This is a genomic window from Paenibacillus sp. HW567, from assembly GCF_000374185.1.
GTDB lineage: Bacteria > Bacillota > Bacilli > Paenibacillales > Paenibacillaceae > Paenibacillus_AQ.
On sequence record NZ_KB910518.1, the window covers coordinates 1148757 to 1173001 of the forward strand.

Sequence of the window (24245 nt, forward strand, 5' to 3'; positions counted from 1 at the left end):
AAAAGAAAGTAAATATAAAAACAAAAGTTTGAATAGCAAACAATATCATCTTTACAGGAGGGGAATTGTTATGCAACATTCCAACGCAGTTAAACGGGATATTAGTGAAGTCAGAGAAGTTACACTATCTCAGGTGAGTTCTATCCATGCAGCCGGGCCGGTCATTGAACCGGGAGTCTGGGAGAAGAACGATCCTTTTTTATTGATGATGGAGGATCAGTTCGAGAAGGGGGCCTTCGACATCCATCCGCACCGTGGAATGGAGACGGTTACTTATGTGATTTCCGGACAGATTGAACATTATGACACCCACAGTGGTGAAGGCGGCGTGCTTGGACCTGGGGATGTACAGTGGATGACTGCGGGGAGCGGCGTTGAGCATAACGAGGTTCCATCAGAAGGAGTTACGGCGCATTCTTTGCAGCTATGGGTCAATTTACCGAAGGTGCATAAAATGACACACCCGCGCTATCAGAATCTAAAAGGTAAAGATATGCCTGTACGGAGTGAAGAAGGGGCAACAATTAAGGTGTTCTCCGGCTCCTCCCGGGGTGTGACCGCTCCAACTCTAAATTATATTCCGGTTACGATGGCAGAAATGCACATTGAAGCAGGACATACAGTTACACAGGATTTACCCGGCAGTTACAATGGATTCATTTATGTTCTTGAAGGCAAGGGGACATTTGGCCGCAACAACATCGAGGCTTCCAAAGGACAAGTCCTTTGGCTTGGTGAAGGTGGCAGCGGTGAGAGTGAAATTGACATTACTGCCACCCAGCCGCTGTGGATTATGTTATACGCCGGTGAACCCATTCACGAACCCGTAGTCGCCAGAGGCCCATTTGTAATGAATACAGAGAGAGAAATTACGGAAGCCTTCAGTGAGTATCGGCGGGGAACCTTTTTGAAATAAGAATGGGGTCGGCGCTCCAGAATGCTCTTCCAGCTTCCTCATCTGCAAGAATAATGCTTTGTAGATGCTTCCATTTTACGGGAATCGGCCTTTTGACTGTTCCCTACAATCTGGCTGGAGAAGGGTTGTATTCCTTTATATGAAACTTTTGGGGGTTATCTGCGTATTTCAGGAATAGCTGTGTAGCTGTCAACTCTATCCTGGGAGAGGAAGTGCACTTATGTCGGAGCAAGATGAGAAAATTCAGGAGCTGGAACGCCGTATTAATGTATTAGAGAATTACTCCAAGCCTTCGCATCCCGCTAAAAAATGGGTCTGGACAATGCTAGGGATTGTGCTTGGATTGTTTCTGGTGATGTTTCTAATTGGCGTGATTCAGTTTATAAGTGCGTAGTCTTGAAACAAGATTAAGCTTATCCTCAGCGGAATTTCATGAGCACTTAAGCTAATAGCATTATATTAAATGCACATCCCCTTATATATATATTTGACCCTGCCGGATGCCGGCGGGGTCGCTTTTTGTGCTGAGGTAAAATAAATGTGCCCTTCCTTCCCAATTATGCTAATCCTATTCATTAGGCTCCTGCAGCAAAATGGAAAAGGTCTGGGTTTCATGATCTACTTCAATGGTCGCAATGCCAACAAAATCAGGGATTTCGGGGTGTACTGCGTCCACGCTGTAATCCGGATGGGTCAATAATAGCTGGATAACTTGGCTGGCCTCCATACTGCTCCCCCTTACGGATAAATTCAACTTGAGCCTAGAGATGCTTATTTCATGTGTATGCCTGTATTATTTCCGCGCCGTTTAGCGAATATGTCTGTGGATTAATTTTCTATCCTCATTTCTTTCCATAACGGCAATTAATTGTCCCTGGAACACGCGCCGCTGGATCTGGTCGATTCGCTGCAAAGCCAGCTCGCAAGGAACCTGAAAAGCTGCTGCGATCGCATTGACAGCATCTTCACGGAGTTCAGGCAGATTCATGGTGGAGATCATCGAGAAGGGCATTGCCGCATACAGAATAAAACGCTCGGCTTCATCCTCCTGATTTTGCTGGAAATGCTCGGGCATTAACGTATGGCTCCCGGCATGGCGCAGCAGATGGCAGAGCTCATGCAGGAATTCGAGGCGCTGCAGCTCAGCGGGAAGACGGCTGTCGAGGAACATGCTGTACATGCCGGCAGACGCTTCGATACACTTGCTCCTCACATCCAGATAATGAACCCAGATATTCAGGCGTTCAGAGATGTGCTTAATGGATATTTGGGCCGGATGCCGGATGTCCAGCCGCTCATACAGATCCTCTGTCCATTTCTCCAGAGTGGTCATTTGATAGTAGGCATACATATTATTCACCTCAATATAAGATCATGTGTTCGTATTTATAGGCAAAAGAAAAGCCCAAAGGGCTTAGTGGTTACGAGAACCTGTGTTCTTATGTCTCTAATCATAAATCAATTAAACCTTAATATCAAGTGTTTTTCCTAAGTTTGGATGCGTGCTCTGCTCAAGCATTTGCGTCATATTCTGCGCTTGAACTTCAGCCTGGTCTTTGGCGATGCTGAGTACCTGTAAACCGGCAGCTTCTTTAAATGATGCCTGTCCCAATGAAACGGATAAAGCGGCAATATCCATTCTGCACCTCCTAAAAGTTTTGTGAGCATAGCCTCCGGGAATCCTCTTCGTACAAAACTCGCTTCGGAAGCATTCGCTTAAGTTTTGTGAGCATAGCCTCCGGGAATCTTCTTCGTACAAAATTCGCTTCGGAAGGATTCGCTTAAGTTTTGTGAGCATAGGCCTCCGGGAATTCTCTTCGTACAAAACTCGCTTCGGAATTTAGTGTTGTGAAGATCTTCCCTTAATGTATATCGACAGCACTTCTTTGGTTCATTAGGTGAATAGTAATTCTTTACCGATTGGCCCATGCGGCAAATTGGCCTGTTACATATTCTGTGCTGTAGTCATTATTACTGAGGAGGAATTCAATTATGGGAGCAGAGTATGGTTGCGGTTGCGGGAATGTCGGTGGAGTGAACCAAGGCCCTCCAGTAGCTACGCCTTATGTAAGCCCGTTTACTTCAACAAGCGCGATTCTTGTGTTGTTCATTTTGCTGGTAATTATCACTAGTGCCTGTATTTTCTAATTGTGCTGTTAACGAATGTTGCCCTGTCAGGCTTCATGCCGGATGGGGCTATTTCTTTTTTTTGCGGGATGCAGGTCCGATTTGGCGTTTGGTTCGACCTGTGTGCGCGTCGGTTTCAATAATATACAATTCTTTGATTGTTCCTGAAAGTGCGAACCATTCCTTCAAGGCTTCCGCCTCAGACATGGGGCCGTATAGCTTTTTTCCCCGGTAACAGATATAGAACACCCTGGCTCTCCGAATTTGGGATAATATACCACCCTCATTTTACGCCTTCTGAACGGATTATTGCATAAAGAACGTTTGTTCGCATATAATACATACATATGTTCCTGTTTCATCGAAAGGATGGGGCTAAAGTGAGCACAAAAGAGATGGAAAAGCTGATCGGTCAGATTATCGAAATCATTTACGAGGACAAGGCGGGCAAGATTACGCAGCGCAGAATAGAGGTGCATGGTCATAAAGGAGAACTGCTCCGGGCAACTTGTCTGAGTACAGGAGGACCACGGGTTTTTCGGGCGGACAGCATTCTGGCCTGGAGACTGGCCAAGGTAAGCCATGCTGGATGATACGGAGCGCAAGCTGCTGCGGATTATGTGTCATTTCAGCAATCATTACCGGAGGATGCCGGCCTTGGCAGAGCTAATGCGGCTTAGCGGACGGAAGAGAGCGGGAGTAATAGCGGGATGCCGGGAGCTGGTTCGGGAGGAGTACATCCAGTGGCTGCAAGCGCAGCCTGTGGAGACTGCTGTAATACTGCTTGCCTGGGAAAAACACGAGTCTTGGCCGCAGTTCTCCGGTAATGGCGGCGGTCACTGGAGAGATTAGGCGAGCCCCGGACGTGCGGACAAATGAACTTCACAACCCGGGGCCGGCCTTGGTGTCCTAAGCTATTTGAACATGAACTCTACCCGCGTTCCGTCGGGCAGCTCCTCAAGCTGATTGCCAACCCAGCTTCCTGCGCCGCGGTTATCGCTTGGTGTTATGTATTCAATGTCGGCTCCCGTTCCGCCCTCCTCACACATGGCCATTGGCCATTCGTCGCGGTCGTAGCCTTTTTTGGTCGGCACTCCTTTCAGGGATTCCTTGCGGTTCTCCTCGGCTTCTTTCCGGTCAATGGTGCAGACTGGAGATTCTCCACTGCGGATCGCGTCCTGAATGTGCTTGGCGGTCTCTGGATAGCGGTTGCTTGGGAAGTCAAGCTGGACCACGTCAGAGCTTCCTGTGGACGGCTGCCCGGCAGGCGATGGTCCTTTCTCTTCGAACCAGTATGTGGCTGCCAAGAGCAGTGCGGCGATGATGAGGCTTGGGATAACTTTTTGTGCTTTCACTCTGCTCCTCCTAATTTATGGTGTAGCCTATGCTTCAGTGAGCGTAGATTTAACCAGTATAGCTCAAGAATAACCCACTTTGGTATACTGAAATTAGTAATAATAGGGAGGGAAAGCATATGGAATATGAGATTTCAACTGAGGATCAGACGCTGATTGCCTCCGCGCAGGAAATCATTAAGAAGCGTTATGAATGGGAACGTCATCATGTGGGAGCCGCTTTGCGCACCAGGACGGGAGAGATTTTTACCGCAGTTCATATGGAGGTTAGCCTCTCTAGAGTGACTGTCTGCGCGGAAGCGATGGTGATTGGGAAGGCGTTATCCGAGGGATACAAGGACTTTGACACGATTGTTGCCGTCAGACATCCCGACCCGGACAGCCCTGAGCATGAGATCAAAGTCGTCTCGCCATGCGGCATGTGCAGAGAGCTTATTGCCGATTACGGCAAAGATTGTAAGGTGATAGTACCTGCGGAGGGGAAATTGGTTACAATGGTTGCGGCAGAGCTGCTGCCGCTGAGGTATGTCAGATAGCTGACCATTACATACATAGTCTAAGTAGCGGCTTCTTTTCCCTATTGAATAATTATTACAATTTCATGACTATTCGCCGTGGTATTGTCCCGAATATCCCCATACTATGAAGAAAATGATTATGGGGTGGTGGGTACATGGAACAGCGCATTCTTCGCGATTTGCTTGATTCCGCATCACGGCTGGTGAGCGATGTGCAGTGGCAGGCGTCCTTCCGGAATGTGCAGATGGCTCCGGCAGATGCAGCGCTTGCGCCAACGGCGTTGAAGCTGCTGAAGACGTTGTACCGCATGCAGGGACAAGGCATCATCAGCGGACAGCATGACTATCTGGAGAGCCCGGATGATTTCAGCAGCAAGCTAAAGACGGTCAGCGGCCAATATGCCGCGCTTCACGGGTATGAGCTGGGCGCAATAGAGAATCAGACGGCAAGTCAGATTGCCAGCCAGCGGCAGGCAGTGGTGGACAGCGCAATTCGTTGGCATAAGGCGGGAGGCATTGTGACGATGAGCTACCATGCAAATCTGCCGGGTACGGCTCCGTTGTGGTCGAATGTCCAGATGAGCCTTAGCGAAGCGGATTTTGCCAAATATATTACCCCCGGCACCGTCCAGTACAACGCGCTGATCGCGGATTTGGATAATACTGCCCTATTTCTGAAAAAACTGAGCGATGCAGGTGTGCCTGTGCTCTGGCGCCCGTATCATGAGATGAACGGCGGCTGGTTCTGGTGGGGCCAGAAAAGCTCGTTCAGCCGGCTGTGGAGCCTGATGTTCGAGCGGTACACCCTATATCATGAGCTGCACAATCTGCTGTGGGTATGGAGTCCCAATGCCAAAAATGAATGGTGCGATGAGCCGGCAGGCTATTATCCGGGCAGCGGGAGCGTGGATGTGCTGGCACTGGATATTTATGACGCAGATTTCAAAGCCAGCCATCATGACAAGTTATGGAAGCTCGGGTGCGGGAAGCTGATCGCCATTGGAGAAAATGCGGAGCTTCCGTCTCCCGCCGTGCTGGCCAAGACTCAGAATAAATGGTCATACCAGATGAGCTGGGGCAAGCTGCTTTTTGAGAAGAACAGCAATGCGGTGATCAAGGCGTATATGAATGAATCCTTTGTATTCACGAGGGATGAATATAAGTCAAAGGCTGCGCAGTATGCCTCTTTGCCAGACACCGCACCTATGCCGGGCCTGTTCGGGCAATATTACAACAATACTTCGCTTAGCGGTACACCGGCGCTTACCCGCACGGACGAAAATATTAACTTTGTCTGGAAGCAGGCGTCTCCTGATCCGGCTATCTCCGCCGATTTATTTTCGGTGCGCTGGAGCGGCAGGCTGAGTGCAGCTTATACTGAGGGCTATTCGATATACACCTCTTCGGATGATGGCATCCGGGTCTGGATTGACGATGTGCTGGTGATTGACAGTTGGATTAAGCAGAGCGGACAGGAGCGGAAGGGCAGTGTGGATCTGATCGCCGGCAAGCTGCATGAGCTGAAGGTGGAGTATTACGAGAACCAGGGGGATGCGCGGGCAGTACTGATGTGGGAGAGCCCCAGCCAGGTCAAAGGCGTAATTCCGGCCGGGGCGTTCTTTCTTCCCTGAAAAGGAACGTCCAGTATATCGCTAGATCTGCTCGCGGTAGCTGATATTGTTGGCGATTTTCTCATCGCGCACTGCTTTGCGCAGAATATCCTTCACCGTCTGGGCTTTGCGGATTTTGCGGAAAAGAAGCTGCGGCGACGAAGCGTCATCCGAGAATATCGTCAGCGTTCCAATGCCAAGAATACGGTCCGGTATGGACTGCGCCACTGAAAAATCATTCACCCGCAGCAGTTCAATCTCTTCGATGTCCTTCCCGATCAGTCCGGTTTTAACCATAATTCGCTGGCTGGTAATGGTATACGTAGTTGTGTTCAGGCCAAAAATGCCCTTGAGGCGATCGGAGATGCCGGCCGGTTTGCCCTGCCACAATTCCACTTCAGGGCCGGAGCCTGAGCCGGGGGCTGCTCCTGTCCTAGCAGGGTGTGCCGGGGCTGCAGCAGCATCTCCGGTATTTGCGCCGCATTCTCCGCAGAATTTGGCGCCCTGCTTGTATTCCGCGCCACAGTTTGTGCAATAAGGCATAAGGAATCTTCCTCTCTTAGTTCAGGCTGAAATCAATAGATCTCTTGTTGAATACGCTTAAAAGCAGAAATATGTTTCATTCGAGCTGGTTTTACATAATTTTTTATTTGCACTTTGCATATTCCGCCATTATTCTGTTAAGTGGAGGGATATTAATGAGAAAAGCTTTACTGACAGCGTTACTAATGGCGTTAGTGGTTCTCAGCGCCTGCGGCAATAATAGTTCGGCGCCTGCTACCCATGAAGAGGTGCAGCAGACCGTACAGAACTTCTACAATGAGATGGCGAAATTCGATGAAATGGGCAAATCTTCATTGGAGTCCTTCAACACGACCTTAACCTCGTATTCAACAGGAAAAGCGACGGATAAGGAGTTGGAGAAGGCTATTGATAAGTTCCAGGACACAACTTCAGACATTGCCGGCGATGTCAAGGATGTGAAGGTTTCTACAAACCTGCCTGAGAACATCCAAAAGCTGCTAAGAGATTCGATTATCGCTTTTCAGAGCGCCTATTCAATCAAGGAGCAAGCTTCGAAAAGCGCGGTTTCTCCCAATGTTACCGCTGAACAGTTCAACGATATGAACAAGCAGGCGGATGTGGCAATGCTGTACGGCATCTCCAAGCTGAATGAAGCGAGAGTCGCGGCAGGGCTGATTGAAGCCGAGAGCAGCACGAACGCCCAGTTGCCGAGCGGTACAGGAACGGTCACGGGAACCGCCACAGACACTAAGGCCAGCCAAGAATCCACAACAAATTCCAAGACGGACACAAAGACTACGGTAACTGACGTGAAGTGAAAATGCATTAAAGGCATGTCTAAGGCACTCTACAGCATTAGCTGTGAGCGCCTTTTTGCTGTTCATTGGAGCGCTGCAGCCCCCGCATAGTCTGCTTTGCCCCATTTTTGCTGCCATATATTTAGGATTGCTTAACAATCAGTATTGTGTATATAATACAAACATATGTTCGTTTAGAGATTGGAAGGAGGAACGGCAATGGGCAAGAAGCTGGAAGGCAACGGCCAGTGGGTGAGCAGCCCGATTAGTGAGGAACGGGAGCGCCTGCACCGCATCAAGCCGGCACTGGATCAGAAGAAGCTGGAGGAAATTGAGTGTACGCTGGCTTTATCGCTGCGGAGTCATGTCCGGGTAACGGTGGTTCTGTTCGATTCTGCTGAGAATACACTGCAAAGCGGCTTTGTGACTTCCATTCACACCCACTCGCGTGAAATCAAGCTGCAGTGGGCGGAGGAATGGAAATGGATTAACGTGGATGACATTGTTGAGGCTTACATCGTGTGAAGGGGATTGGCTGCGGCAATATAATCGTTATTCACTATAGGGGCTAGGGGCTGTTTGCTCATAAGCGATTAAAGTAACCGCCTTATTTCCGTTCATCCGGGCTAGCGCCGCTTCGGCCTGACGAATGATCTCCACCGCATCCTCCTGGTTGCCAAACGCTGCTACTTTGTAGCTGTCGCTGTGAATCTCCATTGGGTCTTCCCACCTTTCGCAATTATATTGGCCTTTTTATCCGAAAACCATCCAGAAAATCGGAAATATGTGGTATGATTTGGATAACGCTGCGAGAGGAGTGGAAGCTTATGATGATAGAGCCAAGGCCGCCTCTGGACGGGGCGATGGAAGAAGCCATGAAGCTGAAGCATCAGGAAAAGGAGCAAAAGCTCCTGAACAATGAGATGCCGCGGTTTTTTAGAGAAGTGGTCGATTTGTTGATTGCGGTTGCGATCATTGGACTGATCATCTATTCGACCAGATGGTGGTAACGCCCACCTTATACTATGTGAGTTGACAGGCCTCGAAGAGTTCGGGGTCTTTTTCTTTTGCAAATCAAGGAACAGCGTACAAGCAATTGGCGAACAGAGGCATTAACTATATCAGGAGGTGATTAGATGCTGACTATAGATCAGGTAACACAAAAATCGGCACCCCGGCTGGGCGGTCTTCATCCTGTTCTGCTGGCGGCCGTGAACGCCTTGATACAGCGAAGCTACGCCAGGGGAGTTCCAATCGTCATAACCGCAGGTATGCGGAGTTTTGCCGAACAGAATGCGCTGTACGCGCAGGGAAGAACGAAGAAGGGCGATATTGTAACCAACGCGCGGGGAGGCAGCAGCTACCATAATTACGGCCTGGCGGTTGATTTTGCGCTGCTGCTGCCGGACGGCCAAAGCGTCTCCTGGGATACGAAAAGGGATGGGGACGGCGATAAGCTTACAGATTGGCAGGAAGTGGTGCAGGAGGCGAAAAAGCTGGGGCTCGAATGGGGCGGCGACTGGACTTCTTTTCAGGATTATTCGCATTTGCAGATGGCTTTTGGACTAACCACCGCCCAGTTAAAAGCAGGCCAGCGTCCAACCGCTGAGCAGGTGAAGATGGCCTTGAGCCGGATCAACGGAGGTGACGAGCAAGTGAATAAGGATGTGGAAATTACGATCAACCTGAACGGGGCGAAGCTCACCGCCGGGGTACTGGATAATGGAACCACCTATGTCCCGGTACGGGCATTGGCTGAAGCGCTTGGCGCCAAGGTGACATATGATCCTGTAAACAAAACGGTAAATGTAGAAACTCAATAAAATTATCTGCATAGTAAATGCACCGCAGGGGAAAATTATCAGCATAAACCACTAAAGGGGGCATTCCATCTTGAACAAGCTGATCACCAGCCTTACCTGCGGTACAATACTATCCATGAGTCTGCTCGGAGTCGGAAATGCATCATCGGCTGCCTTAGACGGCACCCATATGATGAATCAGCAGGGCAATACCATGATGAATCAGACCACAGGAACGATGCACAGAAATGAAACCATCATGCAGGACAAAATCCGCTATGGAGATAACACCACCGTCTCTCCGCTATCCAATGGCACACCAACCGGCAGATACCGCACAACCAGCACGACCGTTCCTACAACTACGACGAGAACCGGCTCTAACTGGGGCTGGCTCGGTCTGATCGGCCTGCTCGGCCTGGCCGGCATGAGAAGCAGAAGCGGTGAACGCGACCGCCAATAGGAGGCGCAAATGGCCCAATCAGCATCGGCTGATCGGGCTATTTTTTGTGTAATCACAGACATAATGGAAATTATGATTGCGCATCCACAGGATACATGATATGATATTTCTTGTCGCGTTAACTACGCACATACATGCCGGGGTGGCGGAATAGGCAGACGCACAGGACTTAAAATCCTGCGGTACGTGAGTACCGTACGGGTTCGACCCCCGTCCTCGGCACTAGAACAACAAGGGTTTCAGCTCATTAGAGCTGGAACCCTTGTTTGTTGTTTAGGAAATTATACAATATAAAAATATTTGGATAACTCCGGAGAAAAAGGGACGAGGAATTATCCGTCAGATTCTAAAAGATCAATCCTGATTTTACTTAGCTGAGCGTTTACATTAGGAAAGGATGATTCCATCTAAACGCTTAGCAGGGTAGGAGGATCTCAATTTTCGTGCCTTGCCCCACTTTAGAATGCACCTTGATGTCGCCGCCGTGCGCTTCCACGATGGTTTTGGCGATGCTCATCCCAAGCCCGGAGCCGTCCGTCGATTCCTCGGTATTTGTTCCCCGGTAGTAGCGATTGAACAAATGATGCAGTGTTTCCTCGTCCATCCCTTTACCATTATCGATTACCCGTATGCAAGCCTTGTCGTTAATCCTGTCTAGAGAGACAGTGATGGTTGCGTTCGGCTGATTATGCTTCACAGCGTTGGACAGCAAATTGTCCATCAGCCGCTGCAACCAAGTTACATCCGCCTGTATCAGCAAGGGACGCTCCTCCCCAATGTAGTGAAACTGATACTCAGACATCGTGGCGTCGTTGACATACTTCAGCACGGAGCAGCGTACCAATTCTACCAAGTCTATCTCCCGAAGCTCCATGATTGAATCGCTCTGCTTGAGCTGATGAACCAAAGAAAAGTCGGAAATCAGCTCCAGCATATAATCCCCCTTTTCCCTGATCGTCGTGCCCATGATCCGCAGTTCCTCTTGGCTCCATTGCTCAGGCAACATCTCCAGCATATACCCATACCCTTGAATCGTGGCCAGGGGCGTGCGCAGATCATGGGAAATCCCTGACATCCAATCCGCTTGCTCTTTCTCCAGCCTTTTGCGTTCCTTCTCGGTTTGAGCCAATTGATCAGTCATTTGATAGAAGGATTGAATGACTTCCTGATAGAGCCTGTTGCGGGTTCGCATTGTGCCATTGCGGCGGAATACCTTGCGTTTGTCCTTGGCGGTCAGTACCTCGTCGTAATGCCCTTTGCCCATTCGTTCGAACCAGCCTGCGAACAGAATCAGTGGCCGCCCATAGCGGTAGCCATGCCAGATAGAAATCGACAGCGCCAAGAGCAGGATCAGACCTGCAATCCAGACGAGTCTAGGCGTTACCGTTTCCATTACAGGATTCTTCAGAGGGGCTCCTGCTGTATGGGGCGTATAGAATATCCATGTCATTCCGCTCAGCTTGTCCCGATGGGTGACAATATTTGCGTCGTAGTTGTCGGGAGACTGCTCGATGGCCAGGATATCCAGCGGCCGATACGCTTTCTGTACGTATGCTCCATCGCCGATACCTTGTACGATATGGCTCTTGGGGTCGATCACCTGCAGATAGCTGCCGGTTTCGCGCAGCCGCTGGTCCAAGAGGGGAACCGATTCACTACGCACAATGCCATGCTGTCCGTAAGCGTCGAACCAGGCTACGAGCTGGTCAAGTTCAGGATTGTGGTAGCCCAGCACATACAGAAGCGGGTCCTGGAAAGAAAAATTCAGTTGAGTATGTACAGCATACGGCCCAAGCGTCCGTGTCTCTTGGATATCGAGCAGTTGAGCGATGGAGTAGGAGGTCGGTAGCGTAGGTTCTGGAGTTGTATTGACGCTATAAACTACCTCCCCTTCTGCACTGACAACCTGCAGCCACATTCCTTTCTCTTCGATGAGCTTGTTCCACTCGGGAAAGATCTGAAGCGTTCCGTCTTTGTAATGAGCTTCTTGAGCGATCTGTTGCAGGACGCCAACCGGAAAGTTCCGGCGTATCTCATTACTCGTCATATTCTGGAAAAATATGATGCAGGCAACCAAGGTAATGGTCACGATCACCAGAGCATAAAAGATCAATTGATACGTGAAGTGGAATGCCATGCGCCGCTGGATCTTCATCGTTCCTGCGGCTCCTTCACCAGCTTGTAGCCGAGCCCGCGTACAGTAAGCAGCAGCTTCGGATTACCGGGATCAATCTCGATCCGCTCCCGTATGCGCCGGATATGCACCATCACGGTCGAATCATCTCCCTGTCCGTTGATCCCCCATACCTTGTCGTAGAGCTGTGTTTTGGAAAATACGATTCCGGGATACTTGCAGAAGTACAGCAGCAATTGGAAGACCTGTGCGGGGCAAGGAACGGGCTGCCCCTCCACAGTCAGTTCGCCCTCTGACTCGTTGACGGCGAAGCGTCCGAACCGGTAAATCCCCGAATCGGGCCGCTTCGCCGGACTGTACGTCGAGGCTTCCAGCTCCAGCCGGCGTATGCGCGCTTTAATTCTTGCGGACACCTCCAGGGGATTGAAGGGCTTCGTGATATAATCGTCCCCGCCCATGGCGAAGCCTCGCAGGACATCAAGATCGGACGCTTTGGCTGTCAGAAACAGTATATACGGGTTCCCGTATTCACGGAGCTTGGAGCAGAGCTCTAGTCCGCTGCCGTCGGGGAGCATAATGTCGAGTAGGACGATATCGGGGACTACACGCTGCACTAGGTCGAGGGCCTCCGCATAAGTAGAAGCCCCGTGCAGATGATAAAACCCTTCCCTGCGAAGCACCATTTGCAGCATGGTGACAATCGAAGGCTCGTCGTCGATGATGGCGATTTTAATATCGGATAGCTTTGTCATTGTTTTCACCCTTTTTCAAAATAGCATACTTATTTTAACAGAACCTAAACGGGGGGAGCGAAATTAAGCTACAGTTCATCGATTCGTTTAGGCCCCGTTTCAATGAGATTGTTAGGATAGGAATAAGCAGCCAATTCGAACAACTAGGAGGAGGTGATGAGGAGAGGAGTTGTCCTGAGTCGTCACTACTGTCATTGTACTCATGTCGTCAACAAGCTTACAGCATTCCCGGTCATGTGGGCCCTAAAGTTATTAGGGAGGCCGGACAATGGCCATGGTCCAACCTGGACGAAGGATCACGATTATAAACGTAGTTCATGATAAATTACGTAGAAAACAGAGAGCGGAAGGGAAAAGAGATAAGGTGAAATGGTTTTTGTTTTTGATGTTCAATTTACTAGATGGAGGTTTTAGCATGAGTGAAAACTGGTGCCAACTAGCATTCGAGAGGAAGACCGGGATTAGCCGCGAATTCATGCGGAGCGCACCTGCGTGTTCACTCTCAAGCGACAAGAACCGGGCGCAACAATTGAAAATGTTGCGCCCAACACTATCGGAGGCTGGAAATGAGTAGCCCTTCCGCGTCCGATATGCCCCAAGCCCGGCCTGGCTGGCCAGAGATTCTAACTGCACTGTTCCTCTATCTGATCGGCATTGTTATCCTCGGTCTTTGGATGATGCAAATTCCTGATGAGCAAGCCATCTTGCGAATTAACATCGGAGGTGTAGGCAATGGTCTTGTTGGACTCATGGCTTTGTTCGCAGCCTACGCCCTGCGGGTGCGCAATTTACGTGCTTTCGGTTTCCGGATGACCGAACGGAAATGGCTGCTTGTGGGAGCCGCCCTCGGTGTTATCGCGTTCGGGGGATGTTTCATTATAGAAGGGGTATATTTTCACTTTATCACCGAGCTGAACACCCAAACGGACTTCCAGACGGCGGCGAAAGGCGGACCGCTCTCGCTCTTCGTTCTGATTATCACTGGCGCCATCCTCACGCCGCTTAGCGAGGAGTTTGTATTCCGTGGTGTGATTGCCAATGCGTTGAACCGTTACGGAGCATGGGCCGGCGTGGTCGGTAGCGCTGCGATCTTCGGTGTTGTTCATGGATTCAGCGTCATCCTGTTAGACGCATTCATGGTCGGCATCATGGTGGGTATACTATTCCGTAAGACAGGCTCCATCTGGCCAGGAGTCGTGGTGCATATCGTGTATAACTGCCTCAATCTTCTCTATTATAGCATGCTATAATGGCTGCATATCCCAACCCTGCAACAGTAAAAAGGCGCATTCAAGTGAATGTGCCTTTTCGGTCGGAATTGATTGAGTATAGTCCGGACAAATAAGTTATAATTACCGAATTGGAAATAAGGAATTATATGAGATTTATGTCTATAATTGATGTCTCCGGGTGAATGCTGGGGTATAACTATACGTCTGCTCATTAAGCTTTTATGGAATTACTTTAGAGCTTCTCTTAGCTATAAGATGCGCCATATATAGACAAAATGTGATTTTATTGGATGAATATATAATTAATCCGTAATACCAATGTGTTTTTATTTGACGAATTCTTAAGCAATGTGGATGAAGAAAGCAGATCAATAATTGAAGCGCTGCTTAAAGATATGCTCAAGGATAAAATATGCATCTTTATAGAACATCAGCCTTTATTTAGGGATATATGTAATAAATCAATTAACATGGAAGAGACCAATTGTTATATAAATAATTAAGATTTTTGAAAGGAGGTGTTTATATGAATAGCATCGTAACAGTAAGTCCTAATGCAACTCCGGCCTGCTTAGCAATTTGTTTACTTGTATGTACTGGTACTGCAGAAACAGGCAGTTTTGCGGCATGTGTAGCTCTTCTTCAACAGGTATAGCCACTCATTTGAGACAGCGGACTATCTGAAAAACAATCTGTTCGAATACCTTTGACAAGAAAGCATTAAGCCATGTACCTATAACAATCGTCTTGTTTACCTAAGAACTTTTTTTAATTGGTGTGTTGAACAAAAACTGATCAATTTTAACCCTGTTAAGTCGCTCAAGAAGCGTAAGGACAAAGGCAAGTTGTAAATATAGAGCAAGAGGTGCTTATAAAGTTGCTTTCCCTTCCTGACAGGGATACTTTTGTTGTTTGGTATGACGTTCAACTATACAGGATTAGCAGATGTCTTCTATCTTTGGTAAGCATATATACAAAAACTACATGGAAACTTCACGGAACTCCTGGCTGGAATCTTGAACAACATCTCCTTTAGTACTTCTTAGATGTGGATTAATCATCATCAATATCACTATCAAAAATCCAAGTAAACCGATGATCCCAAAAATCAATAAGAGCGGGATGAACCCACTAATCAATCCTGTCATAAAGATTGAAATGGGCATTGCGCTTAAGACAATAACACTAATTATACTTGACGCTCTCCCTAATACCTCTGTGGGTACTAATATCGTAATCATCGTTGACATTTTAATATTCACAAATGCAGATCCAATTCCATTTATAAAGACGCAAGTAATTTGCAAAACAAGGGGGATATCAAAAGCGAACAGGCCTATACCTAGACTAAATAGACTTATTCCGAAGCAAATGTACACGATTGGAGAAAATTTTTTCAAATAATTAATTAATACCGACCCAATCAAAATCCCAACTAAATAACTTATTTCAAGTGTAGCTAATTCCGAAACATTAATCACGACTAGCGGAAGAAGTACAGCCTCAGGTGCTGTTACAAAATTAATTAACGCGAAATAGATCATGGAGTTTTTTAAGAAAGCGTGCTTTGTAATGGCATTGATTCCATCTTTTATATCATCGAAAATTTTTAAAAAAGTTAAATCACTCATTTTAGAAGAAACAAGTTCCTTGTTTTGTATAAGTAAGACGAAAAAACATCCGATAAAATACATAATTGCATTTAAAATAAATGCAAATTGCATTCCGATCACAATCAGAAACGCTGCAAAAGCAGGAGCTGCTAAACTTATAATAGTCTGGATAATTTGTGAGAGGCTTTGAGCCTGGGCTATCTGTTGCTCTGGGATAAGGGCTTTGATTGAAACTGTAGTAGCGGGTTTTAAAAAAGCAGTGAAACAAGTCAACACTACTGCAATTACAATAAGGAAGGTAGGATGCATCACATCAGTAACTAGGAAAACTACAATTAGAAGTATAAGCATTCCCCTGAATAAATGCGTTAGGAGCAAGATTTTTTTCTTGTTTCCTCTGTCAACGAACACCCCTACAAATAATCCAAAAATAATTAATGGGATTGTTTCGGCAGCTAATAAGACAGACATCAGAAATGCATTTTGAGTCAATTCCTTCATCAGCCAAACTAGGGAGAGCCGATATACTCCATCGCCAAGATTTGAAACAAGCTGCGATAAAATTAAATAACGATAATTTCTTATTGATAACAGAGCGCCTATGCTCATTTTTTGATCTGTATGAATCATACATCCTTCTCCTTAATAAGACTCATAATTTCTGTAAAAAGAGTTTCAAGTCGCTCACCGTAAAAGTACACTCCTCGTTTGGTCAATTAAGTATGTTAGCCGTTCTTTACTTAATTCATAATAAATTCGATTGTCTGATCGAATAATGCGGATCAAATTAAGGTCAATCAAAAGATTCGTATGATAGTTTATTGCTGCAGGCGTTAATCCAATTAAATTCGCTAGTTCTCCTGCGTATCTCTGACGTTCCTTTAATAATTCAATCATCTCAAGCCGGCGTTTATCGGAAACAACTTTTAGGAACTTCTCGATAGTTTCCTTTTCTTCTCTTTGCCAGACAAGTGCATCATTACGTGCGCCTAAAATCAACCAATCGGGTCGAGTGTCTGTCTCACTTCTCCGGAAATCCATTTGAACTTGGGAAATATAGCTGATATGTATTCGAGTTGGCTTTATAATAAGTCCTTCATCCATTTTCGCAAGGTCACCAAAAGCAAGCTCTGGTTTCTCATTGAAATACTTCTCGTATCGGGTAGCGTTTTCCTTACCTAGTTGCTGAAGGCGATCCCGGATCTGCATGAAGCCGTTACTGAGAAAGGATTTTAGAACATACAGAGTTCTTTGTTTGAATTCCTCAGGGAAGCGGAGATACTCCAGAAGGTCTGAGTGGAAGTCAAGATCCGGTAAAGGGTGAGCGACGACCAATTGATACAGTAATTCAGTATTTTGGATAAAATCATGCTCTTTAATCCAATCCGCTCCTACATCTGCGTATGCTGCTAACGCCAAGACAACTACCAATTCTTCTGCAGGACGTCTGTTGTAGTATTCCAAAAAGATCTCCACGGATTTCGGCTCTTCCTCATCAAAAAAAGCTTGATTTAAAACTGCATCCAAACGGTCATAGGTCATCCCTTTGCCGAAAAAACGTTCCATTTCACCTTTTACAAATCGGGAAAGTCTGCTGTCCACAGTGTTAATCATCTCAACGACTTCAGCATCAGGCGTGAATTTTAAATCGCGTATCATCCACACATGTTCCATTTTGGACACGGCTATGAGGTATGCAATGAACTCTAGTGGCTCACTATAGCCGTATTGCATAAATGAATCCCGTTTTTTTGACTTCATAAATGCTGTCTCCCTTCTCCATTTCAAAAAAAATCTAAATGATTTAAATTGTTGTTAGAATTTCATTTAACATGAACTTACTATATGGAAGCGCATATGTCAATATCAGGAAGAGATCTATTCTGTAAGTAAGGCTATACCAAAAAGACTGATGGTGAGTTCACATCAATCTTTTTGAAATGCAGTATATGATTCAGGCAGATGCTATTCTGGTGCCATCAAGAACTTTTAATAGAAAACAACCATTTCTTTAGGAGTATTCCCACCAGTAATTGTGACTAAATTGCCACTGGAATCTTTTGCCCGCATTTGAGAGGAAGGACCACTATCGAGAAAGATGGCTTCATCATAACTATATGCCGCTTTGATCGCTGAACGAAAATCACCCGGCAAACAATTTGTTGTAGTGACGATTCCATATACATAGGGAGTAGCTCCATTTGTATAAGCGAGAGCAGTTCTTGTAGTTTCATAGTCTTGAGCCGGTAACTCTTGAGCTTGCATAATAGCCTTCCAATTAGCATTGTTATTCAGACTCATGCTTACACCACCTTGAGCCCAATAATTTCTGCGCTTAACAACTGCAATGTCATTATAGTCATCTACAATCTGATGAGTAACAATGTCATCCGCTCCGTCATAAACAATGGTTCCTTTATCCATAGATATTGAATTTTTACCGACATTGTAGCGTCCCCCATAACTTAAGGAAGGTTTCAAGGGATAGTCATTGACCACGGATATCGAAAGTAAATCACCATTATCAGGAGGAAGAATATAGAAACTCCCATTAATTCCATAATAATTGTTTTGATCAGGGACCTTACTATTTATTGTCACCAGCGTAATGTTCTTAGCCGGAGCACTTATGACATGTAATACGATTGATTTACCATTAACTGCAACTGTATTTTTTGAATAAGTGGACATATAAATACCTCCATAATTATACAAATAGGAAACCTTAATTACGAGATTTGGGGACAAAGTCACACTAATTTCATTAGTAGGATAGAAAGCTGCCTTAAGCGTATCCCTCACTTAAACCAACTTCACTAACTAACCTTAGCGTATTCCACCTCAAATGGTTTTGATATAATCAGGAGTTGAATTTTGCTAGATATGCTATTCAATATATTTAACAAATATTGTAATTAAAAAGTAGTATTTGGACATAAAACCCGCATAAAAGGTATTTTTTGTTTAAAGAAGTAAAATGTAATTATGGGCATAATTTCGTTATTGAATTTCAATATATTCTAGATAAGGTGAGATGCGATTATTCACAATGAATTTCGTTTGTATGAGCTATCAATATATGCAAGCTAAGCGCCATTTTCGTTCACTCTTTATGTTTTAACGTGCAATATATGTCGAATTATTTCTCTTGAAGTATTTTATTGGAAGAATTACAATTAATATATTGATATGAATAAATAAAAACATAAAAATTAAAATTTTTCCTTCAACATGACTCGCTCCTAGAGGATAATAAACTGGAGGATTACCATCATGCTCTATCGCAATCTTTTAGCTATGCTGTCTGATCGAGAGCAACGTTATCCCGATAAGAAGGCTTTTGTCTATCTTTTAAACGGCGAAGTGGAAAGCGATAGTCTGACTTATGCTGAATTGGGTCAGTCAGCCAAGAAAGTGGCAGCTTATCTTCAATTTTTGGAATTGAAGGGAGAAAGAGTCTTGATTCTTCTCCCTAGCAGTATTGATTATCTCGTCGTTTTTCTTGGGTGCTTGTACGCTGGAGTTATTCCAGTCCCCGTATACCCGCCTACCAAATCACGAAATACGGATCGGCTTATATCAATATATGAAAATGCCCAACCAAGCTTAATTATTCTTTCTTCTAATGGGATGTTAACCAAACTGTCTGCTTCTATGCACAACACTCCAACTCTCCTCATCGAAGAACTTCTCGAACATGACTTTACTTATGAACCCCAGAATGAAAATATTTCTTCTAATGATATTGCATTTCTTCAGTTTACTTCAGGCTCAACTAGTAATCCTAAAGGTGTGATGGTAACCCATCGCAACTTGCTTCACAACTTTAATTTAATGGCTTCGAAGTTTGAACATTCGGCGCAAACGCGAATGGTTACCTGGCTTCCTTTTTACCATGATATGGGCCTTATCGGCAATTTGCTTCAAAACATATACAACGGCAGTGTTTGCTATATTATGTCACCATTGGACTTTATTCAGAAGCCGATACGCTGGTTAAGGGCTGTTTCCAAATACGCAATAACATACAGCGGAGGTCCCGACTTCAGTTATCGCTTATGCAGTCAAAAGATAACGGAGGAAGAGAAACAAGGGCTGGATCTTGGTAGCTGGTCCAATGCATACTGCGGTTCTGAGCCTATCTATGCGGAAACTTTGCGTATGTTCAATGATAGCTTTAAGAATTGCGGCTTTAATGAAAACGCACTGTTGCCGGGTTACGGGCTTGCTGAGTTTACACTTTGCGCTACTGTAACCAGTCGTGAGACGGGGCCTATTGTACACGAGGTAGACAGGGAGGCTTTGAGCAGAAACAAAATTATTCGTGTTGCGACTTCGTCGGAATCCGGCGTCACCTTGGTAAGCAGTGGAGCCATCTCTGATTTTTTGAATGTGGAAATCGTGAATCCGAATTCTCTCGCCCAATGCCAAGAGAGGGAGGTTGGCGAAATTTGGCTCCATGGTGACAGCGTGGCTAAAGGATATTGGAACAATCCGATAAAAAGCCGCGAAATATTTCAGGCGGCCATTGCGGATCAAAAAGATAAATTATTCTTGAGAACCGGTGATCTCGGTTTTGTCGATCAAGGAGAACTCTTTGTTACAGGCAGACTTAAAGATTTAATTATCATAAGAGGACAGAATTATTATCCACAGGATATTGAGTTCGATGCGGCAAGCTGTCATGAAGACATCAACGAGACCAGCTTGGCGGCATTCTCAATCAACCATCAAGGGATCGAAGAACTGGTGGTTGTATGTGAGGTGAAGCGAGAGTTCAGGCATAAAGCCAAGCAGCTTAAACTGGAGCTGTCCGAAATGATAGAGGAGGTTGTTAGTTCAATTCGGGCCCGCATTTTAGAGAAGTTCCAAATTTATGCATACGATGTTCAAATTGTACATCCTCTGGGCATCCCGAAGACTTCAAGCAATAAGGTTCAACGCAGCAAATGTAAAGATATGTACTTGGATGGGACTTTACATATATGGGGTGAAGCGATTGAAAGATCATTACATTTGGAGCTATGAGGAAATATGCCACTGGTTTGTTTTGGAAATTGGTAAGGTAAGCAAAAAAGTAAGCTCGGATATTGATATTTATGTCACTTTCGATTATTTGGGCCTTGATTCTCAAACTTTGGTGTCATTGACTGGAGCTTTGGGGTCTTGGCTGCAGAAGGATATAGACCCTACTGTTTTGTGGGAATATCCTTCCATCCACTTGGCCGCATTGTATTTTGCAAAAGAGCCTGACTCCGAACGAACGCATGAAACAATAGAAAAAATGCAAAGCGACAACGGCATAGCCATTGTCGGAATGGCTTGCAGATTTCCGAACTCCCCCAACTTGGCGGCCTTTTGGAGAAACCTGCAGGAGGGAAAGGATTGCATAACGGAAATTCCCGGCAGCCGGGCGGAAGAATTCAGTCAGGCTGGTATTCGCTATGCAGGCTTAATTGACGGTATGGATCTCTTTGATAATGAGGCTTTCCGGATTTCTCCCCGCGAAGCTGAACAGATGGACCCTCAGCAGCGGATTTTGCTTGAGGTAACTGCGGAAGCACTGGATGATGCCGGATTGACGGATGACCATCTGAACGGCTCAAGGACCGGCGTTTATATAGGTATTTCAAGTAACGATTATGGATACGACAGGTTATCCAGCATGGAACACAGTAGCGTATATACAATGACTGGAAATGCCCAAAGCATCGCGGCAAATAGAATTTCCTATATTTGGAATTTGCGTGGTCCAAGTATGGCAATAGATACGGCTTGCTCTTCCTCGCTTGTTGCCGTCCACCTTGCCTGTCAAAGCTTGCAGACGGAGGAAAGTGATATAGCTATCGTTGGCGGGGTGAATCTTCTCCTGACCCCTGCGATCAGCAATGCGTTTTATGAAGCCGGTATGCTTGCCGCTGATGGGCGCTGCAAAACTTTTTCCGCCGATGCGGATGGTTATGTGAGAGGCGAGGGAGCGGGAACAGTTATTTTAAAACGTCTCGATTCAGCGGTTCGTGACCATGATCGGATATATGGCGTCATACGAGGGTGTGCGGTAAATCAGGACGGCTTAAGCAACGGATTGACCGCTCCTAGTGGTATGGCGCAAACAGAGGTAATATCTGCTGCCTGCCGTAAAGCCCGGATACAGCCAAATGATCTAGATTACATAGAAGCACATGGAACCGGCACGCCGCTTGGAGATCCGATTGAAGTAAAGGCGCTGGGAGCCGTTTTGTCCCGGGACAGGGAGGCTTCAAGACCGTGTGCTCTAGGTTCTGTAAAAACCAATATCGGGCACCTGGAGGCGGCTGCGGGAATTGCCGGTCTTATCAAGACCGCCTTATGTCTACATTATAGAGAATGGGTACCAAGTCTGCATATGGATAAGCCCAATCCCTATATTCCCTTTGAAGAACTGCCTTTGAAGGTTGTAAAGGATAATATCGTTTACGGAAATCAGGAAAATGGCCGTTTATTGCACGCAGGAGTCAGTGCTTTTGGGTTTGGGGGGACAAATGCCCACGTTGTACTTGAAGAGTATCGTCTGAGACGGGATGCTGCTAGCACCGATTCTCCTGAACAATGGATGCTGCTGCCTATTTCTGCTCGCTCATTACCCGCTTTGCAAAACAATATTTCGGATATGAAGCGCTTGTTGCACAACAGTCCTGCAGAAAGGTTCCTGGATATTGCTTACACAGCCCAAAGCCGGAGGACACATCATTCTTGGAGGCTATCTGTCCTTGGACGGAATACGGAAGAATGGATAGAACAACTGAATCAATGCTCATCTCCTAGCAGGCCGTCCAACCGGAAGTCGTCAGGCGTTCTGTTTGTATATTCAGGACAGGGGACCCAATGGTCAGGAATGGGACTGGCTTTGTTGAAATCCCAGCCAGCCTTCAAAAAGGCTTTTTTGGAGTGCGATCAATTGTGGAACCGGCTTTCAGGCTGGTCATTGCTTCAGGAATTGAATACGGGAAATCCTACAAATTGGAATGAACGAACGGATATTGCCCAGCCGCTCACATTTGCTGTACAAGTTGCCCTATCTGCGCTATGGAAAAGCCACGGAATTGTACCGGAGGCCGCTGTCGGCCATAGTTTAGGGGAAATCTCAGCTTGTTACACGGCGGGGGTCATCAGTCTAGAAAACGCCCTGACACTTGTCTATTGGCGTAGCCAATTAATGCAATCCTCATACGGGAAAGGGGCGATGCTCGCTGTTTGTGTTCCCCATGAGGAATTGAAACAACTATTGATGAGCGGACAATGGTCGTCATTGGATATTGCCGCCGTTAACAGTGGGACTTTGACGGTCATTGCGGGAAGTGCAGGGGAGGTTGAACTGTTCAGGCAATCCATCCAGGAATCTACCCATAGCCATTATATTTCGCGCCACTTTGCATTTCATAGCAGCCAGATGGAGATTCATTTTGAGCGACTGATGAAAGAAATCGCCGAAGTCAAGCATAAGCCGGCCCGAATTCGTTGGTATTCTACCGTCTCGGGCGGGAAGGAAACTGGCTTGCGGTTGCCTCTAACCCATTGGCAAGATAATATGCGTTGCCCTGTTCGGTTTGCGGAAGCGCTGAGTCGGGCCAAGGACGATGGCTATCACACTATTGTTGAAATTGGCGCGCACCCTGCATTAATGTTTCATTTAGAGGATCTGTATGCGAAAATACCGAACAAGCTTCTTCTGTATTCCTCCCGGAGAATGGATGAAGAAAGAATTTTTTTGGATAACTTATCGAAATGGTATGAGTCTGGCGGTGAGATTCTTTGGACGTTTACGGGTTCCCGTTGCGTTTCTTTGCCTGCTTACTCATGGAATCATCAAAGTTTTTGGGCACAGAAATCCAATGGTTCACTGAGCACTTCTTGGCCACCGGCGTCTTCGAAGCGGGTAACGGAAATGGTGCAAGGAGGGGGTGCAGTAGAAAGTGATAAACAAGGGAGTATACAAGCGATCTTAGAGGCGAGAGAGCAGCCAGATCTGCTGCAACCTTTGCTAGAATCATACCTGCAATCAAGATTCGCAGAGATACTCAAGCTGAGAGATACGGCCAAGTTTCCTCACGATAAGATCTTAATCGAAATGGGGCTTGATTCCATCATGGCTCTTCAGATTAAAAATGAGATGGAAAGAGCTTTTGGCGTCTTTATTCCTATTGCGGAATTCATTGGCGGAATGACGACACGGAAGGCCGCAAATGAACTTTCCCGGCTGTTGCAGGAACAAGTAGCATCAGCGGCTGCTCCTAACGAACCATTAAATCAAATGGATATTTTGGATTCGTTGGAATCCGGCGTGGTTCAAATCGAAGAATTGTCCGACGAAGAGATAGATCGTTTGCTGCTATTGCTTGCCGATGACCCTCGTTAATCCAGC

General features: G+C 46.4%; 26 protein-coding genes and 1 tRNA gene. 16 read left to right on the forward strand and 11 right to left on the reverse strand.

Translation table 11 applies throughout. The features are described 5' to 3' along the window. Positions 1-70 precede the first annotated feature (70 nt). Together B212_RS0105115 and B212_RS34320 are read left to right on the forward strand one after the other, a co-directional pair. Positions 71-916, forward strand: coding sequence for a pirin family protein (locus B212_RS0105115; protein ID WP_019909369.1), 846 nt, complete (start codon positions 71-73; stop codon positions 914-916). Positions 917-1136: 220 nt separating this feature from the next. Beyond that, complete coding sequence (locus tag B212_RS34320) at positions 1137-1310, forward strand: hypothetical protein (protein ID WP_019909370.1); 174 nt, start codon at positions 1137-1139, stop codon at positions 1308-1310. Between the two features lie 174 nt (positions 1311-1484). Here the strand turns inward: B212_RS34320 and B212_RS34325 are convergent, their stop codons facing one another. The 3 genes from B212_RS34325 to B212_RS33690 form a co-directional block, all read right to left on the reverse strand. Then, positions 1485-1643: a hypothetical protein gene (locus B212_RS34325; RefSeq protein WP_019909371.1), complete on the reverse strand. Its 159-nt coding sequence runs from the start codon at positions 1641-1643 to the stop codon at positions 1485-1487. Between the two features lie 81 nt (positions 1644-1724). Beyond that, the gene (locus B212_RS0105130; RefSeq protein ID WP_019909372.1) at positions 1725-2267 is read right to left on the reverse strand and encodes an ImmA/IrrE family metallo-endopeptidase; all 543 of its coding nucleotides are present in this window, start codon (positions 2265-2267) and stop codon (positions 1725-1727) included. A 111-nt stretch (positions 2268-2378) separates the two neighbouring features. Then, positions 2379-2555 carry a YjfB family protein gene (locus tag B212_RS33690; protein WP_019909373.1) on the reverse strand — a complete coding sequence of 59 codons (177 nt, stop codon included), beginning with the start codon at positions 2553-2555 and terminating at the stop codon, positions 2379-2381. Positions 2556-2908: 353 nt separating this feature from the next. Between B212_RS33690 and B212_RS34330 the strand changes: the two genes are divergently transcribed. From B212_RS34330 to B212_RS30800, 3 genes are all read left to right on the forward strand, one after another. Beyond that, the gene (locus B212_RS34330) at positions 2909-3064 is read left to right on the forward strand and encodes a hypothetical protein (RefSeq protein ID WP_156830071.1); all 156 of its coding nucleotides are present in this window, start codon (positions 2909-2911) and stop codon (positions 3062-3064) included. A gap of 374 nt (positions 3065-3438) precedes the next feature. Beyond that, the gene (locus tag B212_RS0105145; RefSeq protein WP_028530618.1) at positions 3439-3636 is read left to right on the forward strand and encodes a hypothetical protein; all 198 of its coding nucleotides are present in this window, start codon (positions 3439-3441) and stop codon (positions 3634-3636) included. Then, the gene (locus B212_RS30800; RefSeq protein ID WP_019909376.1) at positions 3626-3895 is read left to right on the forward strand and encodes a hypothetical protein; all 270 of its coding nucleotides are present in this window, start codon (positions 3626-3628) and stop codon (positions 3893-3895) included. The genes B212_RS0105145 and B212_RS30800 overlap by 11 nt, the downstream gene beginning before the upstream one ends. Before the next feature lie 62 nt (positions 3896-3957). Here the strand turns inward: B212_RS30800 and B212_RS0105155 are convergent, their stop codons facing one another. Continuing rightward, positions 3958-4398, reverse strand: a complete 441-nt coding sequence (locus B212_RS0105155) for a NucA/NucB deoxyribonuclease domain-containing protein (RefSeq protein ID WP_019909377.1) — start codon at positions 4396-4398, stop codon at positions 3958-3960. A 119-nt stretch (positions 4399-4517) separates the two neighbouring features. On the opposite strand from B212_RS0105155, the gene B212_RS0105160 reads away from it, so the two are divergent. Beyond that, the gene (locus B212_RS0105160) at positions 4518-4934 is read left to right on the forward strand and encodes a cytidine deaminase (RefSeq protein WP_019909378.1); all 417 of its coding nucleotides are present in this window, start codon (positions 4518-4520) and stop codon (positions 4932-4934) included. A gap of 137 nt (positions 4935-5071) precedes the next feature. Beyond that, on the forward strand, positions 5072-6547 hold the full coding sequence (locus B212_RS0105165) for a glycosyl hydrolase (protein WP_019909379.1): 1476 nt from the start codon (positions 5072-5074) through the stop codon (positions 6545-6547). Positions 6548-6568: 21 nt separating this feature from the next. Here B212_RS0105165 and B212_RS32990 read toward each other — a convergent pair whose 3' ends face one another. Next, positions 6569-7069, reverse strand: coding sequence for a PH domain-containing protein (locus B212_RS32990; protein WP_019909380.1), 501 nt, complete (start codon positions 7067-7069; stop codon positions 6569-6571). Between the two features lie 155 nt (positions 7070-7224). Between B212_RS32990 and B212_RS0105175 the strand changes: the two genes are divergently transcribed. Both B212_RS0105175 and B212_RS0105180 read left to right on the forward strand, forming a co-directional pair. After that, entirely contained in the window at positions 7225-7869 is a 645-nt protein-coding gene (locus tag B212_RS0105175; RefSeq protein WP_019909382.1) for a hypothetical protein, read from the forward strand. A 198-nt stretch (positions 7870-8067) separates the two neighbouring features. Next, positions 8068-8373: a YolD-like family protein gene (locus B212_RS0105180; RefSeq protein WP_019909384.1), complete on the forward strand. Its 306-nt coding sequence runs from the start codon at positions 8068-8070 to the stop codon at positions 8371-8373. Between the two features lie 27 nt (positions 8374-8400). Here the strand turns inward: B212_RS0105180 and B212_RS34335 are convergent, their stop codons facing one another. After that, on the reverse strand, positions 8401-8565 hold the full coding sequence (locus B212_RS34335) for a hypothetical protein (protein WP_019909386.1): 165 nt from the start codon (positions 8563-8565) through the stop codon (positions 8401-8403). Between the two features lie 110 nt (positions 8566-8675). Here B212_RS34335 and B212_RS0105190 point away from each other — a divergent pair, with 110 nt between their 5' ends. From B212_RS0105190 to B212_RS0105210, 4 genes are all read left to right on the forward strand, one after another. Further along, positions 8676-8858, forward strand: a complete 183-nt coding sequence (locus tag B212_RS0105190; RefSeq protein WP_019909387.1) for a hypothetical protein — start codon at positions 8676-8678, stop codon at positions 8856-8858. Between the two features lie 126 nt (positions 8859-8984). Beyond that, entirely contained in the window at positions 8985-9671 is a 687-nt protein-coding gene (locus tag B212_RS0105195; RefSeq protein WP_019909388.1) for a M15 family metallopeptidase, read from the forward strand. 70 nt (positions 9672-9741) lie between these two features. Next, the gene (locus B212_RS30810; protein ID WP_019909389.1) at positions 9742-10113 is read left to right on the forward strand and encodes a WGxxGxxG family protein; all 372 of its coding nucleotides are present in this window, start codon (positions 9742-9744) and stop codon (positions 10111-10113) included. 136 nt (positions 10114-10249) lie between these two features. Beyond that, positions 10250-10335, forward strand: a tRNA-Leu gene (locus tag B212_RS0105210). 193 nt (positions 10336-10528) lie between these two features. Here B212_RS0105210 and B212_RS0105215 read toward each other — a convergent pair. Both B212_RS0105215 and B212_RS0105220 read right to left on the reverse strand, forming a co-directional pair. Beyond that, entirely contained in the window at positions 10529-12268 is a 1740-nt protein-coding gene (locus tag B212_RS0105215; RefSeq protein ID WP_019909391.1) for a sensor histidine kinase, read from the reverse strand. Then, positions 12265-12999: a response regulator transcription factor gene (locus tag B212_RS0105220; protein WP_019909392.1), complete on the reverse strand. Its 735-nt coding sequence runs from the start codon at positions 12997-12999 to the stop codon at positions 12265-12267. The genes B212_RS0105215 and B212_RS0105220 overlap by 4 nt, the downstream gene beginning before the upstream one ends. A gap of 566 nt (positions 13000-13565) precedes the next feature. On the opposite strand from B212_RS0105220, the gene B212_RS0105230 reads away from it, so the two are divergent. Next, entirely contained in the window at positions 13566-14249 is a 684-nt protein-coding gene (locus B212_RS0105230; protein ID WP_019909394.1) for a CPBP family intramembrane glutamic endopeptidase, read from the forward strand. Between the two features lie 962 nt (positions 14250-15211). On the opposite strand, the gene B212_RS0105235 is transcribed toward B212_RS0105230, so the two are convergent. The 3 genes from B212_RS0105235 to B212_RS0105245 all read right to left on the reverse strand — a co-directional run bounded on the left by B212_RS0105235 (position 15212) and on the right by B212_RS0105245 (position 18535). Then, positions 15212-16474, reverse strand: coding sequence for an MFS transporter (locus B212_RS0105235; protein WP_019909396.1), 1263 nt, complete (start codon positions 16472-16474; stop codon positions 15212-15214). A gap of 54 nt (positions 16475-16528) precedes the next feature. Continuing rightward, positions 16529-17605 carry an ArsR/SmtB family transcription factor gene (locus B212_RS0105240; RefSeq protein ID WP_019909397.1) on the reverse strand — a complete coding sequence of 359 codons (1077 nt, stop codon included), beginning with the start codon at positions 17603-17605 and terminating at the stop codon, positions 16529-16531. A 228-nt stretch (positions 17606-17833) separates the two neighbouring features. Then, the gene (locus B212_RS0105245; RefSeq protein WP_019909399.1) at positions 17834-18535 is read right to left on the reverse strand and encodes a hypothetical protein; all 702 of its coding nucleotides are present in this window, start codon (positions 18533-18535) and stop codon (positions 17834-17836) included. A gap of 582 nt (positions 18536-19117) precedes the next feature. On the opposite strand from B212_RS0105245, the gene B212_RS0105250 reads away from it, so the two are divergent. Both B212_RS0105250 and B212_RS0105255 read left to right on the forward strand, forming a co-directional pair. Then, positions 19118-20872 (forward strand): fatty acyl-AMP ligase, encoded by a 1755-nt coding sequence (locus B212_RS0105250; RefSeq protein ID WP_019909400.1) that lies wholly within the window; start codon positions 19118-19120, stop codon positions 20870-20872. Beyond that, positions 20844-24239, forward strand: coding sequence for a type I polyketide synthase (locus tag B212_RS0105255; protein ID WP_019909401.1), 3396 nt, complete (start codon positions 20844-20846; stop codon positions 24237-24239). The genes B212_RS0105250 and B212_RS0105255 overlap by 29 nt, the downstream gene beginning before the upstream one ends. The last annotated feature ends 6 nt before the right edge of the window (positions 24240-24245 follow it).

What these genes read in the sequence shown, in the direction of transcription:
- B212_RS0105215 (WP_019909391.1), bottom strand. Translation starts at nt 12,268, where the DNA reads ATGAAGATCCAGCGGCGCATGGCATTCCACTTCACGTATCAATTGATC.
- B212_RS0105145 (WP_028530618.1), top strand. Translation starts at nt 3,439, where the DNA reads ATGGAAAAGCTGATCGGTCAGATTATCGAAATCATTTACGAGGACAAG.
- B212_RS0105175 (WP_019909382.1), top strand. Translation starts at nt 7,225, where the DNA reads ATGAGAAAAGCTTTACTGACAGCGTTACTAATGGCGTTAGTGGTTCTC.
- B212_RS0105240 (WP_019909397.1), bottom strand. Translation starts at nt 17,605, where the DNA reads ATGAAGTCAAAAAAACGGGATTCATTTATGCAATACGGCTATAGTGAG.
- B212_RS0105160 (WP_019909378.1), top strand. Translation starts at nt 4,518, where the DNA reads ATGGAATATGAGATTTCAACTGAGGATCAGACGCTGATTGCCTCCGCG.
- B212_RS30800 (WP_019909376.1), top strand. Translation starts at nt 3,626, where the DNA reads ATGCTGGATGATACGGAGCGCAAGCTGCTGCGGATTATGTGTCATTTC.
- B212_RS33690 (WP_019909373.1), bottom strand. Translation starts at nt 2,555, where the DNA reads ATGGATATTGCCGCTTTATCCGTTTCATTGGGACAGGCATCATTTAAA.
- B212_RS0105115 (WP_019909369.1), top strand. Translation starts at nt 71, where the DNA reads ATGCAACATTCCAACGCAGTTAAACGGGATATTAGTGAAGTCAGAGAA.
- B212_RS0105195 (WP_019909388.1), top strand. Translation starts at nt 8,985, where the DNA reads ATGCTGACTATAGATCAGGTAACACAAAAATCGGCACCCCGGCTGGGC.
- B212_RS0105180 (WP_019909384.1), top strand. Translation starts at nt 8,068, where the DNA reads ATGGGCAAGAAGCTGGAAGGCAACGGCCAGTGGGTGAGCAGCCCGATT.
- B212_RS0105165 (WP_019909379.1), top strand. Translation starts at nt 5,072, where the DNA reads ATGGAACAGCGCATTCTTCGCGATTTGCTTGATTCCGCATCACGGCTG.
- B212_RS34325 (WP_019909371.1), bottom strand. Translation starts at nt 1,643, where the DNA reads ATGGAGGCCAGCCAAGTTATCCAGCTATTATTGACCCATCCGGATTAC.
- B212_RS32990 (WP_019909380.1), bottom strand. Translation starts at nt 7,069, where the DNA reads ATGCCTTATTGCACAAACTGTGGCGCGGAATACAAGCAGGGCGCCAAA.
- B212_RS0105250 (WP_019909400.1), top strand. Translation starts at nt 19,118, where the DNA reads ATGCTCTATCGCAATCTTTTAGCTATGCTGTCTGATCGAGAGCAACGT.
- B212_RS0105220 (WP_019909392.1), bottom strand. Translation starts at nt 12,999, where the DNA reads ATGACAAAGCTATCCGATATTAAAATCGCCATCATCGACGACGAGCCT.
- B212_RS34320 (WP_019909370.1), top strand. Translation starts at nt 1,137, where the DNA reads ATGTCGGAGCAAGATGAGAAAATTCAGGAGCTGGAACGCCGTATTAAT.
- B212_RS0105235 (WP_019909396.1), bottom strand. Translation starts at nt 16,474, where the DNA reads ATGATTCATACAGATCAAAAAATGAGCATAGGCGCTCTGTTATCAATA.
- B212_RS0105245 (WP_019909399.1), bottom strand. Translation starts at nt 18,535, where the DNA reads ATGTCCACTTATTCAAAAAATACAGTTGCAGTTAATGGTAAATCAATC.
- B212_RS0105130 (WP_019909372.1), bottom strand. Translation starts at nt 2,267, where the DNA reads ATGTATGCCTACTATCAAATGACCACTCTGGAGAAATGGACAGAGGAT.
- B212_RS34330 (WP_156830071.1), top strand. Translation starts at nt 2,909, where the DNA reads ATGGGAGCAGAGTATGGTTGCGGTTGCGGGAATGTCGGTGGAGTGAAC.
- B212_RS0105190 (WP_019909387.1), top strand. Translation starts at nt 8,676, where the DNA reads ATGATGATAGAGCCAAGGCCGCCTCTGGACGGGGCGATGGAAGAAGCC.
- B212_RS0105230 (WP_019909394.1), top strand. Translation starts at nt 13,566, where the DNA reads ATGAGTAGCCCTTCCGCGTCCGATATGCCCCAAGCCCGGCCTGGCTGG.
- B212_RS34335 (WP_019909386.1), bottom strand. Translation starts at nt 8,565, where the DNA reads ATGGAGATTCACAGCGACAGCTACAAAGTAGCAGCGTTTGGCAACCAG.